Below are 15821 nucleotides of genomic sequence, written 5' to 3' on the forward strand. Positions count from 1 at the left end.
TCACCCGCGAATCGCCCAGAACTCCATCGAGAGCCCCGGAAATTCGCCGGCGAAATGAAATGCGAGACCGCCGGAGCGCGCCAGTTGCTTCCACAGCTCGCTGCCCTTGTCGATCTCGAAGTACGTATGACCCGCGTGATACGGGATCTGCCGCGGCGCGACCGGCAACTGGCGCATCGTGATGCCCGGCAGTTGCAACTGCACCAGGTCGCGGATCCGCTCAACCGGGCCGAGCTTCGCCTGCGCCGGAAACCGCGCGCGCAGGCTGTCGGCCGGCACGTCCGCGCGCACGGCCAGCACGAAGCCGGCCGTGTCGCGCAGCGCGGGATCGGCGAGCGTCGCGACCCGGATGCCGTTGCCCGCGTCGCGCAGCTCGATCTGGATCGCGTTTTGCTCCAGCACCGTCGACAGCGACCGGCGCAGTTCCGTCATCAATTCGGCGAAGCTCGTGCGCAGGTCGTCGTGCACGTAGACTGCGAGCGATTGCGGGCGCCGGCCGGCCGCCGTGAACGTGCTGAGGTCGCATGCGAGCTTCAGCCAGTCGCGGAACAGCGCCTCCGGATGCGTCGCGACGTCCTGTTGCGCGTGCCAGGTCAGCGCCAGATAGCGGTTCACCAGTTGCAGCAGCAGGAAATCCGCGACTTCCGATACGCCGCCGCGCCCCGGCTCCGACAGGCGCTCGGCCAGCGCGTCGCTGCGCTGCGTCAGCAATCCGTGCAGCTCCCGCGTGTATGCCAGCAACGCCGCGTCGCGCTGTGCGACCAGGCGCGGCGGAATGTAGCCGTCGTCGACGAGCAGCCGCGCGTCGGTGCGCCGCTCGACGATCCGCACGACGCCCAGCGCATGCCAGTCGCCGGTCAGCTCGGTGTCGAGCATCAGCCGGACGTTCAGGCGCCCCGTTTGCAGCAGTGCGGGGCCGAGCGCGACCGCGTTCGCATCGGCCACTTCGTATTCGCGAACGACGTAGCGCGCGACGTCCGCGCCGTCGTTGCCGCTTGCGTTCCCGCCGAACGACACCTCCTCGCCGCCGCCGCGCCACAACGGCAACGCGAGCACGACGAGCTGGTCCTTCGCATCCGGCGGCACGTCGAGCGGCTCGGGCAGATCGTCGGGATGCGACAGGTCGAACGGCGTGCCGTCGCGCATCACGCCCGCCGCCGCGCGTAGCGCGACCTTGCCGAGCGCGAGCTGCTCCCGGTCGATCTCGAGCGTGTCGAAGCCCCAGTAGAAGCCCTGCAGCGGCAGGCAGCGCAGCGCGACGTAGCGCTCCCAGTGCCGTTCGAGCTGCTGGAAATGCTGCGGCCGAAGGAACATCCCTTCGGTCCACACCACGCGCTGGCGCAGTGCGGCGACCGGCGTCGCGGACATCGTCGGTTCGGTCATGGGCGCCCCCGCGTGTCGTTCAGCGCGAGACCGCCGTTCCTGACCGCGATCGACAGCTTCAGCTCGCCGGGCGACGTCTGCCAGAACTTGTATACGTTGAGCTGCTTCGCGCGCGGCAGCGGCACCGTCAGGCGCCAGCGGTTCTTGTCGAGCATCCGGTATTCGGCGATCACGCCGACCGCGCCGGCCTCGACGTTGCCGCGGTAATGCAACGTGCGCGACTCGCCCGGGCGCAGGATCACGCGGTCGGTGCCGAGCAGGTCCGCGCCGAGGATGTTCTCGGGCTTGTCCTGCAGCGAGAAGAAGTCGGCGCCGTCGAACGCCGATGCCGCGCGCAGCTGGAACACTTTCAGCACGATCGGCGAAGGCTTGCGGTTGAGGTCCGGATTGACGTCGGGCGCCACGTCGACGGTGATCGCATACGGCACAGCGGCGGCACGCTCGGTGGCGCCGCATCCGGGCAACAGCAATGCACATCCCAATACGATGAACCCGCTCGACCGCCAGCGCATATTTCATCCTCGCAGCGCAATAATTCCCCCGTCGATTTCCGTACGCGAAACCGACACCTCTAATTAAAAGGGGACAATTAATTGACCGGTAATTATGTGACTTGCATATCCTTCCGCTTAAATTTCATTCGGCAATTTATTCTTGGAAAAAGACGGGTCAAATCGCCAATTACGGAACGAGATCGAAATTGGGGAAATGGCGATGAATTGGATTGATTTCTGTCATTTTGAAAAGGCGCGTTAATCCGACCGGTTCGCCACGGCGGCCCGGTTCTATTGCAGGTTCACTTGCGATATGGACGTTGAACCCAAGCCTGACGGCCGTCGGCGGTCGGTGGCTACGCCCCTGCGGGTCATGTCACGCTGTTTGCGCTGCCCGAACGGAGGGCCGGATTTTCCGATCATTGACCGGTGCCGGGCAAACAACTGACGAATCCCAAAAAGCACAGCGAACTATAGAATCGATTTTATGGATTAACAAGTCGAAAACCCGGAATCGATTTGAGCGGAAACTCGAACGCAATTTTCAAAATGAAACAAAACGTAACGGCAACATCGACCGCCTTGATTGGCACTAGAATCCAACAGCGCTTGTGCACCACCCTCCAATAACGCACATATTTCATTTCAGAATGAAAGGCCGTTCATCGATCGTGATTTTCCTCGGCGCCTTGCTGCTGGGAATCGGCGGGTGCAGCACGTCCCCCACGCAATCGGCGGCGCGCGCCGCGGTCGACAGCGCGCGCGCGGCGTATGGTGCCGGCGACTACGGACGCACGATCGCGGTCCTGAGCCGAGCGAAGGAGATCGACGGGGCCGATACCGACACGCAGGTCACCGCGCACAAGCTGCTCGCGTTCAGCTATTGCGTGACGAACCGCATCGCGCAGTGCCGCGCCGAGTTCTCGAAGATTCTCGACCTCAACCCGCGCTTCGACTTGTCCCCCGCCGAGAAGGGACATCCGATCTGGGGGCCCGCGTTCGAGTTCGCGCGCCGCAGGCATGCGTCGTCATCCTGACCGAACCGGAATCCCCGCCAGCGTTTCCTTACCGAGCGACGTATGACATGCAACTGATCGTGATCGAACATGCCGGCGAGCCGGTCGAAAGCGACACCTACGACGCCGTCGTGTTCCACCCGCCCGGCGGCACCATCGGCCGGGCAACCGACAACCATCTCGTGCTGCGCGACGACACCCGGCAGATTTCCCGGCTGCAGGCCCTGCTGCAGGTCGGTGACGATGCGTGCCTGCTGAAGAACCTGAGCAGCGTGTCGACGATCGAGGTGAACCGCGAGCCCGTCGGCTATGCACAGGAGCGCCCGCTCAATACCGGCGACATCATCCGCATCGGGCCGTACGTGCTGCGTGCCGAGCGTGACGACGGACATGACGCGCCGGTCGTCGACATGCCCACCGCCTCCAGCGCGAGCGCCGACCCGCGAGGCACGTCGGGAACCGCCGCACACGCGCACGTCGACGCGAAGACGACCGGCAATCGGTTGTGGGGCCTGCTGCAGGATCGCCTCGCTCCGCGCGGCAAGGCGGCGGACACCGGCACGCGATCCGGCACTGCGGCGCGCAGGGAGGCGGCGCAGCCCGCGAGTCACGCCGCGCCGGCCGCGCCGTCGCCACGCGACCTGAATCAGTTGTCGACCGACCCGCTCGACTTGTTTGTACAGTCGTCGCCCGATATCGGTGGATCGGGTTCGACGTCTCCGCCCGAACGCGGCGAGGCGGATCGCGCCGCGTCGTCGTCCGCGACGCAAGCCGATCATGCGCCCGAGTGGACGCAGCAAGTACGTGTGCAACCGGCGACGGCGCATGCCGAGCCACGTCCCGTCGATGAGCCTGCACCGCAGGCGAACCGCGCGCCGACGCCCGATGAATTGCTGAACGCGTTCTTCGAAGGCGCCGGACTCGATACCGCCGCCGAGTCGCATCAATGGTCGGCCGAACAGCTGTACATCGCGGGGCAGTTGCTGGCGCTGTTCGCGAACGGCACGGTCGAGCTGCTGTCGTCGCGCAGCATCCTGAAGCGTGAGGTGAAGGCGCACATGACGATGCTGCTCGATCGCGAGAACAATCCGCTGAAGCTGCTGCCGGACGGCGGCGCCGTGCTGCGCCAGATGTTCGGGCTGCCGCTGCCCGGCTTCATGTCGCCGCAGAGCGCGGTCAGCGACGCGTTCCAGGATCTGCACGCGCACCAGATCGGCATGGTCGCCGGCATGCGCGCCGCGCTGATGGACCTGCTGACGCGCTTTTCGCCGCAACGGCTGCGCGAGCGCGACGATGCGATGCGCTGGTACGAGAAGCGCGTGCCCGCGCTGTACAAGGCGAGGATGTGGGACCGCTACGCGGCGACGCATCGCGACACGGTGTTCGCGATCGAAGACGATTTCGCGTCGGTGTTCGGCAAGGCGTTTCTCGCCGCGTACGACGCGGAGGTGGAAAGCTATCGCGGCAGCAGCCGGCATTGAGCGGCGGGCGTCGCAGGTCCCGTGCGCGACGGGAACGACCGCCATTCCCGGGCGAAACCGACCGCCAGCGACGCAGAAACAACAAGGCCGGGCAGAACGCCCGGCCTTCGGCAACGCTACCCCGCGTGCGCACCGCGCAAACGGCGGCACGCGCGTGGTCGAACGGTCGTCAGACCGCCATCACCGTCACCGACTTCGTGACGAGGTACGGTTCCAGCGCTTCCGGCCCGCCTTCCGACCCGTAGCCCGAATCCTTCACGCCGCCGAACGGCATTTCCGGCCAGGGCGTCGCCGGCTGGTTGATCCACAGCATCCCGACTTCGAGGCGCTGCGTCAGCAGATGCACGTTCGCGAACGAGCGCGTGAACGCATAGCCGGCCAGCCCGAACGGCAGACGGTTCGCTTCGGCGATCGCGTCCTCGAGCTTGTCGAAACCGCGGATCGCCGCGACCGGGCCGAACGGCTCGTTGTTGAACACGTCCGCTTCGAGCGGCACGTTCGCGATCACGGTCGGCGCGAAGAAGTTGCCTTCCGAGCCGATCCGTTCGCCGCCGGTCTCGATGCTCGCGCCGACCTTGCGCGCGTTCTCGACGACCGACGCCATCGCGGTCAGCCGGCGCGGATTCGCCAGTGCGCCGAGCGTCGTGCCTTCCTCGAGGCCGTTGCCGATCTTCAGCCCCTGCGCATGCTGGACCAGCGCGCGCGTGAATTCGTCGCGAATGCTGTTGTGCACGAGGAAACGCGTCGGCGAAATGCACACCTGGCCGGCGTTGCGGAACTTCGCGCCACCGGCGGCCTTCACCGCCAGCGCGACGTCCGCGTCCTCGGCAACGATCACCGGCGCGTGGCCGCCCAGCTCCATCGTCGCGCGCTTCATGTGCTGGCCCGCGAGCGCCGCAAGCTGCTTGCCGACCGGCGTCGAGCCCGTGAACGTCACCTTGCGGATCACCGGATGCGGAATCAGGTACGACGAGATTTCCGCCGGATCGCCGTACACGAGACCGATCACACCGGCCGGCACGCCCGCGTCGACGAACGCGCGCAGCAGCGCGGCCGGCGACGCCGGGGTTTCTTCCGGCGCCTTCACGAGGAACGAGCAGCCGGTCGTGAGCGCGGCGCTCAGTTTGCGCACGACCTGGTTGACCGGGAAATTCCACGGCGTGAACGCTGCGACCGGACCGACCGGCTCCTTCACGACGGTCTGCTGCGCGCCGAGATTGCGCGGCGGGACGATCCGGCCGTACACGCGGCGGCCTTCGTCCGCGAACCATTCGATGATGTCGGCTGCTGACAGCACTTCGACACGCGCTTCCGTCAGCGGCTTGCCCTGCTCCTGCGTCATCAACTGCGCGATCGTGTCGGCGCGCTCGCGCACCAGCGCGGCCGCCTTGCGCATCGTCGCCGCGCGCTCGTGCGCGGGCACCTTGCGCCATGCTTCGAAACCGCGCTGCGCCGCGGCCAGCGCGCGGTCGAGATCGGCGATGCCCGCGTGGGCCACCTTGCCGATCGTCTTGCCGGTCGCCGGGTTCACGACGTCGATCGTCTTGCCGCTCGCGGCGTCGACCCACTCGCCGTCGATCAGCAGTTGTGTATCCGTATAAGTCACGTTAGCCATCCAGACACCCCAGTTTTGCGTCGATAAAACGCGCGCTGCCGCGTACGGCCGCACGCCGGTTGACAGAAAGCACTATGTTGCCGGGCGCCCTGCCCCCGGCAACCTTCGACGACGCGCACGCGGCACGCATGCCCGTCGTCATCCGCCACGTTCGGCCGCGCTCAGCGCGCGGCCGCCGTCGCCTTGCGGAGTTTCGCGACGTCCGCCGCCTGCACGGCCGGCGCGCCGTTGTTCCAGCCGGCGCGCATGAACGTCAGCACGTCGGCGATCTGCTGGTCATTCAGCTGGTTCGCGAACGCCGGCATCGGATACGCGGACGGCACGCCGCCGATCACGAGCGACTCGCTGCCGTTCAACGTCACGTTGATCAGCGACGATGCATCGGCCTCGAGCACGTTCGGATTGCCCGCGAGCGGTGCGAGCAGCGGCGCGTAGCCGCGACCGTCCGCGCCATGGCAATTCATGCAGAAAGCGTTATACACCTTTGCGCCCGGATCGTTCGCCGGCCGGCCCAACGCAACCTGCGTCGGTTTCGGGTCGTAACGGTAAGGCGGCGCGCCCGTGCCACCCGCCGCCGGCAGCGATTTCAAATAGCGCGAGATCGCCGCGAGATCCTCGTCGGTCAGCTCCTGCGTGCTGTGGTTGATCACGCTGACCATCGAGCCGAACGCGGTCGCATGCTGGTTCGCGCCGGTCTTCAGGAACTGCGCGACATCCGCATCGTTCCAGCGGCCGAGCCCGGTATTGTGCTCGCCGGTCAGATTCGACGCGAACCAGTTGTCGATCGGCGCACCCGACAGGAACGCCGCCCCGCTTTCGTCCAGCGCCTTCTCCTGGAAGCCGACGCCGCGCGGCGTATGGCACGACCCGCAATGCCCGAGCCCCTGCACGAGGTACGCGCCGCGGTTCCACGTCGCGTCCTTCGTCGGCTTGTCGGTGTACGGCGTCGTGTCGAGGAACACCGCGTTCCACAGCGCCAGCGGCCAGCGCATGTTGAGCGGCCACGGAATGTCGGACGCGCGGTTCGACTGCTTCACCGGCTCGACGCCGTGCATGAAGTACGCGTAAAGCGCCTTCACGTCGTCGTCGCGCAGCTTCGCGTACGACGGATACGGCATCGCCGGATACAGGTGATGGCCGTCCTTCGCGACACCCGAGCGCAGCGCGCCCGCGAACTCGGCCTCGGTATAGCCGCCGATGCCCGTGTCCGGGTCGGGCGTGATGTTGGTCGTGTAGATCGCGCCCATCGGCGTGACCATCTTCAGGCCGCCGGCGAACGGCGCGCCGCGCGGCGCGGTGTGGCACGCCACGCAATCGCCGGCCTTCGCGAGATACGCGCCGCGTGCGACCAGCGCGCTGTCGGCGGGCGCCGTTTGCGCGGCATGCGCCGCCGTGCCGGCCATCGACGCGGACAGCGCGATCAACGATGCGCCGAGTGTGCGAGCGGCGCGATTCAGGCTGTTCGGGGTGAGGTTTCGCATGGTGTGTGTCTCCCCTCAAGCCGTCTTCAGCTGGTTGCCGACCGGGAGCTTGCGCAGCCGCGTGCCGGTCGCCGCGAAGATCGCGTTCGACAGTGCCGCCGCGGTCGCAGCGGTGCCCGGTTCGCCGATTCCGCCCGGCGCCTCGGCGCTCTTCACGAGATGCACGTCGATCGGCGGCGTCTCGTTGATGCGCATCATCCGGTAGTCGGTGAAGTTGCTCTGCACGACGCGGCCGTCCTCGATCGTGATCTCGCCATACAGCGCGCCCGTGATCCCGAAGATGATGCCGCCCTGCACTTGCGCCTCGATCGTGCCCGGATTCACGGCCATCCCGCAGTCGACCGCGCACACGGCACGCTTGACCTGCACCTCGCCGCCCTCCACCGCGACGTCGACGACGATCGAGAAGAAGCTGCCGAACGCGTGCATCACGGATACGCCGCGTCCTTGCCCTTTCGGCAGCGGCGTGCCCCATCCGGCGGCCTTCGTCGCCACGTCAAGCACGTTCAGGGCGCGCGGCGTCTTGCCGAGCAGCGCGCGGCGGTACTGCACGGGATCGGTCTTGGTCTGCGCGGCGAGCTCGTCGATGAAGCTCTCGACGACGAAAGTGCTGCGCGTCGGGCCGACGCCGCGCCAGAACGCGGTCGGCACGTGACGCGGCTCCTGCCGCACGTAATCGATCAACTGGTTCGGCAGGTCGTACGGCAGGTCGGTCGCGACTTCGACCGCGTCGGGGTCGACGCCGTCCTTGAACGCGGGCGGTGCGAAGCGCGCGAGGATCGACGAACCGACGATGCGGTGCTGCCACGCGATCGGCTTGCCGTTCGCGTCGAGGCCGGCCGAAATCCGGTCGTAGTAATACGGCCGATACATGTCGTGCTGGATGTCTTCCTCGCGGGTCCACACGACCTTCACCGGCGCATTGACCTGCTTGGCGATCTTCACGGCCTGGCCGATCATGTCCGTTTCGAGCCGCCGGCCGAAGCCGCCGCCGAGCAGATGGTTGTGCACGACGATCTTTTCCGGCGGAAAGCCCGTGAGCTGCTGCACCGTGTCGCGCGCGCGCGTCGGCACCTGCGTGCCGACCCAGATTTCGCAGCCGTCGGCGCGCACGTGCACCGTGCAATTCACCGGCTCCATCGTTGCGTGCGCAAGGAGCGGCTGTTCGTAGACGGCGTCGATACGCGTCTTCGCATTCGCGAACGCGTGGCCGACGTCGCCGTCCTTGCGCGCGACCGCGCCCTTCCCGTTCGCCGCGGCCTGCGCGAGATCGGCGACGATGTCCCTGGTCGATACCTTCGCGCCCGCACCTTCGTTCCACTTCACGACGAGCGCCGACGCGCCGCGCTTCGCGGCCCACGTGTGATCGCCGACCACCGCGACCGCGTTGTCCGCGCGCACGATCTGGCGCACGCCCGGAATCTTCTTCGCGGCCGACTCGTCGACGCTCGCGACCGTGCCGCCGAACACCGGGCTGTTCACGATCACCGCGTACAGCATGCCCGGCAGACGCACGTCGAGCCCGAACTGCGCGGTGCCGTCGACCTTCTCGGGCGAATCGAGCCGCTTCACCGGCTTGCCGATCAGCTTGAAATCGGCCGGCTGCTTCAGCGCGACGTCCTTCGGCACCGGCAGCTTCGACGCGGCGTCCGCGAGCTGGCCGTACGATGCGCGCCGGCCACTCGGGGTGTGCCGCACTTCGCCGTTTTCCGCCCGGCAGGTGGCCGGATCGACGTTCCATTGCTTCGCCGCAGCGGAAACCAGCAGCGTGCGCGCGGTCGCTCCCGCGCGGCGCAGCGGTTCCCACGCGTAGCGCACCGACGTCGAGCCGCCCGTCAACTGGCCGCCGAGCAGCGGATCGAGGAACAGCTTCTCATTGGGCGGCGCGTGGTCGAGCGTGACGTTCGACAGCGGCACCTCGAGCTCCTCGGCGATCAGCATCGGCAGCGCCGTGTAGACGCCTTGCCCCATCTCGACCTTCGGCATCACCAGCGTGACCTTGCCGCTGCGGTCGATCTGCACGAACGCGTTCGGCGCGAATACGCCGGCGCGCGCACTTTCGTCCGCATCGCCGCCGATCACCGAGCGCCGTGCGTCATCGCCGGCCGCCGGCAGGCTGAAACCGAGCAGCAAGCCGCCGCCCGCCGCCGCGCCGAGCGACATGCCCGCCTTCAGAAACGAACGGCGCGACACGCCCGCGCCGGCCGCCTTACCTGCTTCGATGAGTCCTCGCGACATGTCACGCTCCCTTCGCAGCTTGCTTGACGGCCGCGCGAATCCGGTTGTACGTGCCGCAGCGGCAGATGTTGCCGGCCATCGCCGCGTCGATGTCGGCGTCGCTCGGGTTCGGATTCGACGCGATCAGCGCCGTGGCCGCCATCACCTGCCCGGACTGGCAGTAGCCGCACTGGACGACGTCGAGCTCGCGCCACGCTTCCTGAACCTTCTGCCCGGCCGGGGTCGCGCCGACGGCTTCGATCGTCGTGATCCTGCGGCCCGCGACGGCCGCGACCGGCAGCACGCACGAGCGCGCGGCGACGCCGTCGAGATGGACGGTGCACGCGCCGCATTGCGCGATCCCGCAGCCGAATTTCGTGCCGGTCAGACCCACGACGTCACGCAGGACCCACAGCAGGGGCATGTCGTCGGGGGCGTCGACCGTGCGGTTCTCGCCGTTGATATTGAGGGTGACCATTCAGACTCCGGGGCCGATGTATTGGGGAAGCGGCGCGAACGATGCACCGCGTTGTCGTTGTCATTGCCGTCGCGTCATGCGTGACGGCTGCCGCGCGGCCGGGGCGGGAGCGAGCCGCGACGACGGTGCTGCGTCGTTACTCGGCCACGTCGATGCCCGACAGCACCTTGATGACGGGCGGCGCCGCGAACCAGTCGGCCGACTTCACGCGGAATTCGGCGAAATACGGGCTGGCAAGGTGCGCGTCGAATGCGGCCTGGTCGTCGTAGATTTCGTACAGGTGCAGGTTCGGCGAACCGTCCTGCTCGCGGAACAGGTCGTAGCGCCGGTTGCCCGGTTCGACGCGCGTCTTGGCGACCATGCTGCGCAATTCGGCCTCGGCGGCCTGCGCGTGTTCGGGTTTCAGGAACAGGGAAGCAATCACGTGAAGCGCCATCTTGTCACTCCTTTCGAAACGGAATCGAGCATGCCACAAGCCGGCGTCTCGCGACGCCAGCGTGCAATCGTTGTGTGTCGTCTTGCGCCAGTGTCAGGCCAGTTCGTCCGGGCCCACGCGCACGACGACCTTGCCGAAATTCTTCCCGGCGAGCAAGCCGATCAGTGCTTGCGGTGCGTCAGCCAGGTCGGGGACCACATCTTCAAGCGTCTTCACCTTGCCCTGCGCGACCCACTCGCTCATCTCTTTGAGGAACGACGCATAACCGGTCGCATAGTGATCCAGAATGATGAACCCCTGCATCCGGATGCGCTTGCGCAGGATCGTGCCCATCAACGCCGGCACGCGGTCGCGGCCGCTCGATACCGCGGTGTCGTCGTACGCCGCGTCGTTGTAATGCGCGATGATTCCGCACACCGGCACGCGCGCGTGATCGTTGAGCAGCGGCCACACCGCGTCGAACACGGCACCGCCGACGTTCTCGAAATAGACGTCGATGCCGTTCGGGCAGGCGTCCTTCAGCCGGGCGGCAAATTGCGGATCGCGGTGATCGACGCACTCGTCGAAGCCGAGCGTGCCCTTCACGTACGCGACCTTGTCGGCGCCGCCCGCGACGCCGACCACGCGGCAGCCCTTCAGCTTCGCGATCTGGCCGACCCCCGCGCCGACGGCCCCGCTCGCGGCGGCCACGACCACGGTTTCGCCGGCCTTCGGCTCGCCGATCGTCAGCAGCCCGGTGTACGCGGTGAACCCCGGCATGCCGAGCACGCCAAGCGCATACGACGGATGCGGGAAGTCGCGGCCGAGCGGAATGAGGTCGCTGCCGTCGGACAGCGAATAGTCCTGCCAGCCGCCGCCGGCGACGACCAGGTCGCCTTCGCGATACGCGGGCAGGTTCGACGCCACGACGCGGCTGATCGTGCCGCCGACCATCACGTCGCCGAGTTCGACCGGTGGTGCATACGACGGCGCGTCGCTCATCCGGCCGCGCATGTACGGGTCGAGCGACAGCCAGACCGTGCGCAACAGCACCTGGCCGGCGCCGGGCACCGGCACGTCGCCGGTCTCGGTACGGAAGTCGTTCGGGGTGGGCGCGCCGACCGGGCGCGCGTTCAGGATGATTCTGCGGTTTGCTGCCTTGCTTTGCGGCATGGGAACCTCCGTCAACAGGAAGGGACGTGCACCGGGCACGATCGGATCAACTTGGACAACCGTGATGCGTGAGGCCGCGGGCCGTGCCGGCCAATCGGCCGGCGGAGCCGCAGCCTCGCGGGTAAGGCAACGGGATTTCAGCGTAAGTAGACCAGTCGTCTAGTGCTCATTCAAAAAACAAGGCGCGCCTGCGCGCGCCCACGTTACGACTGCGCTCCATCTGGCTCGAAGGACGGCAGGTTCAGCATCCGCCGTGTTTCGAGCATCGCGCGTTCAAGCGGTTTGCGGTTGCGGTGAATCTTCTCCAGCAGCGTCGCACCCAGCCACAGCTCGTAAAGGATCGCGGCCGTATGCGCCGGATCGTCGACACCGCTCAGCGAGCCGTCGGCCAGCCCCGCCTCGATCCCGCCCGCGAGCCGCTCGATGATCTGGCCGGTGCCGCGCCGTAGCACCGCGCGCATCGCCTCCGACAGATCGGACACTTCCGCGCCGAGCTTCACCGCGAGGCACTTGCCTTCCGGATCGTCCGCGCACTGCGTGTGCAGCCAGTTGCCCCAGTACGTCATCAGGCGCTGCGCGCCCGTGCCGGCCTGATGGCCGAGCAGGTTGTCGAGATGCGCGAGATAGCCTTCGAAATACGATTCGAGCAGCGCCTCGCCGAACGCCTCTTTCGAGCCGAAGTAATGATAGAACGAGCCCTTCGGGATGCCCGCCGCGGCGAGAATCTCGTTCAGACCGACCGCCGAGAACCCCTTGTGGAGCATGATCGGCTTCGCGATATTCAGGATGTGCTGGCGGACTTCCGCGCCTGAAGATGCATTCATGATAGCGTATCTTAGCAACGATTAGACCGGTCGTCTAGTAACGTCGAGCCGGCAAGTTGAGCGGCACTTTACCCGAATCGCGCCGCGCCGCGGATGCGTTGTCGCCGCACCGTGGCGTCCATGTCACGCGGGTTTGGGAATGCGCTTCCTGGCGACCGGTTTCGCCGCGCGCAGGCTGCCGCCCGCCGGCCGACCGGGCGCCCTGCGCACGGGCGGGCGTAATGCGCGTTCGGCACGCAATGCGTCGAGCTCGCCGACATACGCGACGTTGGCCGCGCGGGCGCCGTCGAGCTGACCTTCGAGCACGCCGCAGCGGTGCTGTGCGTCGGCCAATTGCGCTTGCAGCGCCGCGAGATCCATGCGGTGCTGCATATCGTGCTGTTCAGCGCGCGTCGCGGCCGCGTCGAGTTCCTTTTGAACGCGCGCGGCCGCGAGCCGTTCGCGGTCGATCTCCTGAAGCGCCCGCTTCTCCGATGCACGCAAGCGTTCCTCCGCCCGGCCTGCGTCGTCGCGCAACCGGTCGAGCTGTGACGTGAAGTCGGCGCGCGCCTGCGCCAGCGCACGATCGGCGTCCGCATTGTCGGACTTCAGCCTTTCGACCTCCGCCTGCAGCGCGCGGCGCGATGCTTCGTCGGCCGCCCTCGCCTGCTCGAGCTCCTGGATGCGCACCTGGGCCGCCAGCAGCGCGCTCGTGCGGTGCTCCAGCGCGGTTTCCGTGCGGGACAGGTCGGCCTGCGATGCGACGACTTCCGCCTTCGCTGTCGCCCGTTCAGCTTCGACTTCGGCGCGCAGTGCATCGAGCGCTGCGGCAGCATCGGTCGTCGAGCGGCTCCACAACGCGGCGACGAGTTCGCCGGCCGCAGCCTGCAGGTCGGCCGGCAGGTCGGGATGCTCGATGCGCACCCGGCTCTTCTCCCGCAACTCGGCCCAGAACTCGCCGAGAACCGCCGTCGGCGTGCTCATGCTGCCCTTGCGCACGAGCTGGTACAGGCGGTTCGCGGTGGGCGTGATGCCGAAGCGGAAGAACATCAATGCGCAGACCTCGCGATACAGCTCGCGGGTTTTCGGGAAATCGGCCTTCAGGCGGTCGATTTCGGCGATCAGGCGGGAATCGTCGGGGGTGAGGTCGGGCATGGCGGGTTGAGTCAGTAGTTTCGTTAATAATATAACGTAAACCGTCAAATATCCAATCATGCGCCTCTTTTGGTTTGACATTATTTCTATAATGTTGCGGTTTTTGGGGCGCGCTTCGTTATTTCCGAATGTGGCTCGCCGCCACCTCATCAAGTTCCTGTCGACAACCGCCGGTGAAACTGCGCCTCGAAAGTTGATTTGATCGCAGTGACCTGCCGATCCGGCGCCCCCGCTGCTGTCTGCTGCGCAAGCCATGCGAAACCGGCTCGGCTCGGCGCTGCGCGAAGCGAGCGGCTGGCATCTGCGCACCGACGCACTGTCCACGCTGCTGGCCGCATTCACGATCGGTGCGATCGCGATCCGGACGGGCGTCGGATGCATCGGGCGCGGTTGCGTGCAATGGCCGGCATTGCCGGCGTGGACGACGAGTCGCTCGACGCGCGAGTCATGACGATGTGTGCGGCATCGTTAGGCGTGGTGACTCGAAATGCTCGATGCCCGCCAGTGACTGCGCATGAAATGAAAGAGGCCTGCACTGCGCGAGCCTCTTGTTCATGATGCCGTGATCGCCGCAACGTACCGCACGCGCCGACCGCGGTCGATGTATCGGCAAACGGCTCCGCACGATCCCAATGCGGCTGTCTACGACGTGCCGCTCCGATCAACCGAGCGGCACCACGCTCCCGAGCAGGATCCGCACGAGCGTCGCCTGGCGCGTCACGCCCGTCTTCGAAAAAATCGCGCGCAGGTGCGTGCGTGCCGTGTTCTTGCTGATCCCCGACTCCTCCGCCGCTTCCTCGAGCGTCAGCCCGTTCGTCAGCAGCAGCGCGAGCGACGTCTCGGCCGGCGTCAGGTCGAACAGCTTGCGGATGATTTCCTGCGCGCCCTGCGGCTTGCGGTCCGGGTCGCGCAGGAACAGCGTGACGGCCGGCCGGCGCTTGTTGTCCTCCGACCAGTCGGACAGCAGCACGGTGCGCACCAGCAGCCCGAGACGCGGCTTGTCGAAACTGCGCGTGATCGGCATCGCCTCGACGGTCGCCGCCGCCGTGCCGTGATGTCCCATCACCGCGTGGCGGATCAGCCGCTTGAGCGTGCGGTTCTCCTGCGCATCGGTCGCCTCGATCGTGCCGCGCGCAATCGTCAGACCGTTGTTCTGCTTCAGGATCTCGTCGGCGACGCTGTTCATGTCGATGATCGTGCCGTTCTCGTCGAGCGTGATCGTGCCGATCTGCATCCGGTTGATCGCGTTCGCGTAGATCGACCGCTCGACCTCGGCCGTGTCGAGCCGCGAATGGAGCTCGACCGCGCGCTTCAGATGCGGCAGCAGCAGCGCGCAGATCGCCTTGTCGCGCGCGGAAAACTGCTTCGACGCATGGTTGCGGCACACGCGGAACCGGCACTCGACGCCCGACGGCGTGCGCAGGTCCGCGCCGAGGATGTAGCGCACGTCCTGCGGCTTCAGGAACTGCTTGTACAACTCGCTCGACAGCCAGCCCGTGTCGCCGAACACGTCGTCGACCGTGACCACGCGATCGGCCGGCAGGCCGACGAACGGATCGAGCGAATAGTAGTAGTTGTTGTACGACGCCTCGCCGTCACCCGGCACGACCGGGCCGTATTCCGAAGCGTGCACGGACAGCGGCGCGCGGCGGTCGCTCGCGGCCGCGCGCAGGATCAGCGTCACGTAGTTGGCCTGCAGCAACCGGCGAACCAGCTCGAGCGCCCCCGCCCACGGCGGCGTTTCCAACGGTCCCTGGTAGATGCGCGCCATCAGCTCGCTGAAATCCGCGACGCCGATGTCGGCCTCCTCGCTTGTTGACTGGCTCTCTTGCGGAGCCCATCTCGTCTCCATCAGCACGCTCCATCCTCCATGCAACTTGTGGTCGGTGCGATTCATCCGCGCCGCCATGATTAAGACGCGTCTTAATTCCGGCGTCATCGGGACATTCACTGAATGGTGAGCTTTGGCCAATCGGACGCGCGAACCATCGTCCGATCGGATGATGTGGCGCCCTGCCCGCTGCGCTGGAATGCCCGTCAGGCCGTGCCGACAAGCGTCCGGCGCGGGCTCAGGGAAAACCGCGATGCGGGTTTACCTGATTCAGACCGC

Annotated in this window: 13 protein-coding genes and 1 pseudogene; 3 read left to right on the forward strand and 11 right to left on the reverse strand. The window is 67.0% G+C overall.

Going from position 1 to position 15821, the window contains the following annotated elements; translation table 11 throughout:
• Together tssK and tssJ are read right to left on the reverse strand one after the other, a co-directional pair.
• Window positions 1–1383 (reverse strand): type VI secretion system baseplate subunit TssK, encoded by a 1383-nt coding sequence (gene tssK, locus HWX22_RS09795; protein WP_175906966.1) that lies wholly within the window; start codon window positions 1381–1383, stop codon window positions 1–3.
• The gene (tssJ, locus tag HWX22_RS09800) at window positions 1380–1895 is read right to left on the reverse strand and encodes a type VI secretion system lipoprotein TssJ (protein ID WP_059690085.1); all 516 of its coding nucleotides are present in this window, start codon (window positions 1893–1895) and stop codon (window positions 1380–1382) included. Before tssJ ends, tssK begins: the two co-directional genes overlap by 4 nt.
• Before the next feature lie 632 nt (window positions 1896–2527).
• Here tssJ and HWX22_RS09805 point away from each other — a divergent pair.
• Together HWX22_RS09805 and tagH are read left to right on the forward strand one after the other, a co-directional pair.
• Complete coding sequence (locus HWX22_RS09805; RefSeq protein ID WP_059525484.1) at window positions 2528–2914, forward strand: TssQ family T6SS-associated lipoprotein; 387 nt, start codon at window positions 2528–2530, stop codon at window positions 2912–2914.
• A 47-nt stretch (window positions 2915–2961) separates the two neighbouring features.
• Window positions 2962–4374: a type VI secretion system-associated FHA domain protein TagH gene (gene tagH / locus HWX22_RS09810; protein WP_175915532.1), complete on the forward strand. Its 1413-nt coding sequence runs from the start codon at window positions 2962–2964 to the stop codon at window positions 4372–4374.
• Window positions 4375–4543: 169 nt separating this feature from the next.
• Here tagH and HWX22_RS09815 read toward each other — a convergent pair whose 3' ends face one another.
• The 8 genes from HWX22_RS09815 to HWX22_RS09850 form a co-directional block, all read right to left on the reverse strand.
• The gene (locus tag HWX22_RS09815) at window positions 4544–5989 is read right to left on the reverse strand and encodes an NAD-dependent succinate-semialdehyde dehydrogenase (RefSeq protein ID WP_059690083.1); all 1446 of its coding nucleotides are present in this window, start codon (window positions 5987–5989) and stop codon (window positions 4544–4546) included.
• A gap of 161 nt (window positions 5990–6150) precedes the next feature.
• Window positions 6151–7470 (reverse strand): cytochrome c, encoded by a 1320-nt coding sequence (locus HWX22_RS09820; RefSeq protein ID WP_175915533.1) that lies wholly within the window; start codon window positions 7468–7470, stop codon window positions 6151–6153.
• Between the two features lie 15 nt (window positions 7471–7485).
• Window positions 7486–9708, reverse strand: coding sequence for a xanthine dehydrogenase family protein molybdopterin-binding subunit (locus tag HWX22_RS09825; RefSeq protein WP_175915534.1), 2223 nt, complete (start codon window positions 9706–9708; stop codon window positions 7486–7488).
• Window position 9709: 1 nt separating this feature from the next.
• Window positions 9710–10165, reverse strand: a complete 456-nt coding sequence (locus tag HWX22_RS09830) for a (2Fe-2S)-binding protein (protein WP_059525474.1) — start codon at window positions 10163–10165, stop codon at window positions 9710–9712.
• A gap of 136 nt (window positions 10166–10301) precedes the next feature.
• Window positions 10302–10601: a putative quinol monooxygenase gene (locus HWX22_RS09835; protein WP_059525472.1), complete on the reverse strand. Its 300-nt coding sequence runs from the start codon at window positions 10599–10601 to the stop codon at window positions 10302–10304.
• A gap of 93 nt (window positions 10602–10694) precedes the next feature.
• Window positions 10695–11753 (reverse strand): NADP-dependent oxidoreductase, encoded by a 1059-nt coding sequence (locus HWX22_RS09840; RefSeq protein ID WP_175915535.1) that lies wholly within the window; start codon window positions 11751–11753, stop codon window positions 10695–10697.
• 203 nt (window positions 11754–11956) lie between these two features.
• Window positions 11957–12577: a TetR/AcrR family transcriptional regulator gene (locus HWX22_RS09845; protein ID WP_059525468.1), complete on the reverse strand. Its 621-nt coding sequence runs from the start codon at window positions 12575–12577 to the stop codon at window positions 11957–11959.
• Window positions 12578–12700: 123 nt separating this feature from the next.
• The gene (locus HWX22_RS09850; protein WP_175915562.1) at window positions 12701–13711 is read right to left on the reverse strand and encodes a DNA-binding protein; all 1011 of its coding nucleotides are present in this window, start codon (window positions 13709–13711) and stop codon (window positions 12701–12703) included.
• 268 nt (window positions 13712–13979) lie between these two features.
• Here HWX22_RS09850 and HWX22_RS09855 point away from each other — a divergent pair.
• Window positions 13980–14162 (forward strand): annotated as a pseudogene (locus tag HWX22_RS09855) (cation transporter); the annotation flags it as partial.
• Between the two features lie 210 nt (window positions 14163–14372).
• On the opposite strand, the gene HWX22_RS09860 reads toward HWX22_RS09855, so the two are convergent.
• Complete coding sequence (locus tag HWX22_RS09860; protein ID WP_059525725.1) at window positions 14373–15563, reverse strand: LuxR family transcriptional regulator; 1191 nt, start codon at window positions 15561–15563, stop codon at window positions 14373–14375.
• Between the last annotated feature and the right edge of the window lie 258 nt (window positions 15564–15821).

It is taken from the genome of Burkholderia sp. BCC1638 (assembly GCF_902833195.1).
GTDB lineage: Bacteria > Pseudomonadota > Gammaproteobacteria > Burkholderiales > Burkholderiaceae > Burkholderia > Burkholderia diffusa.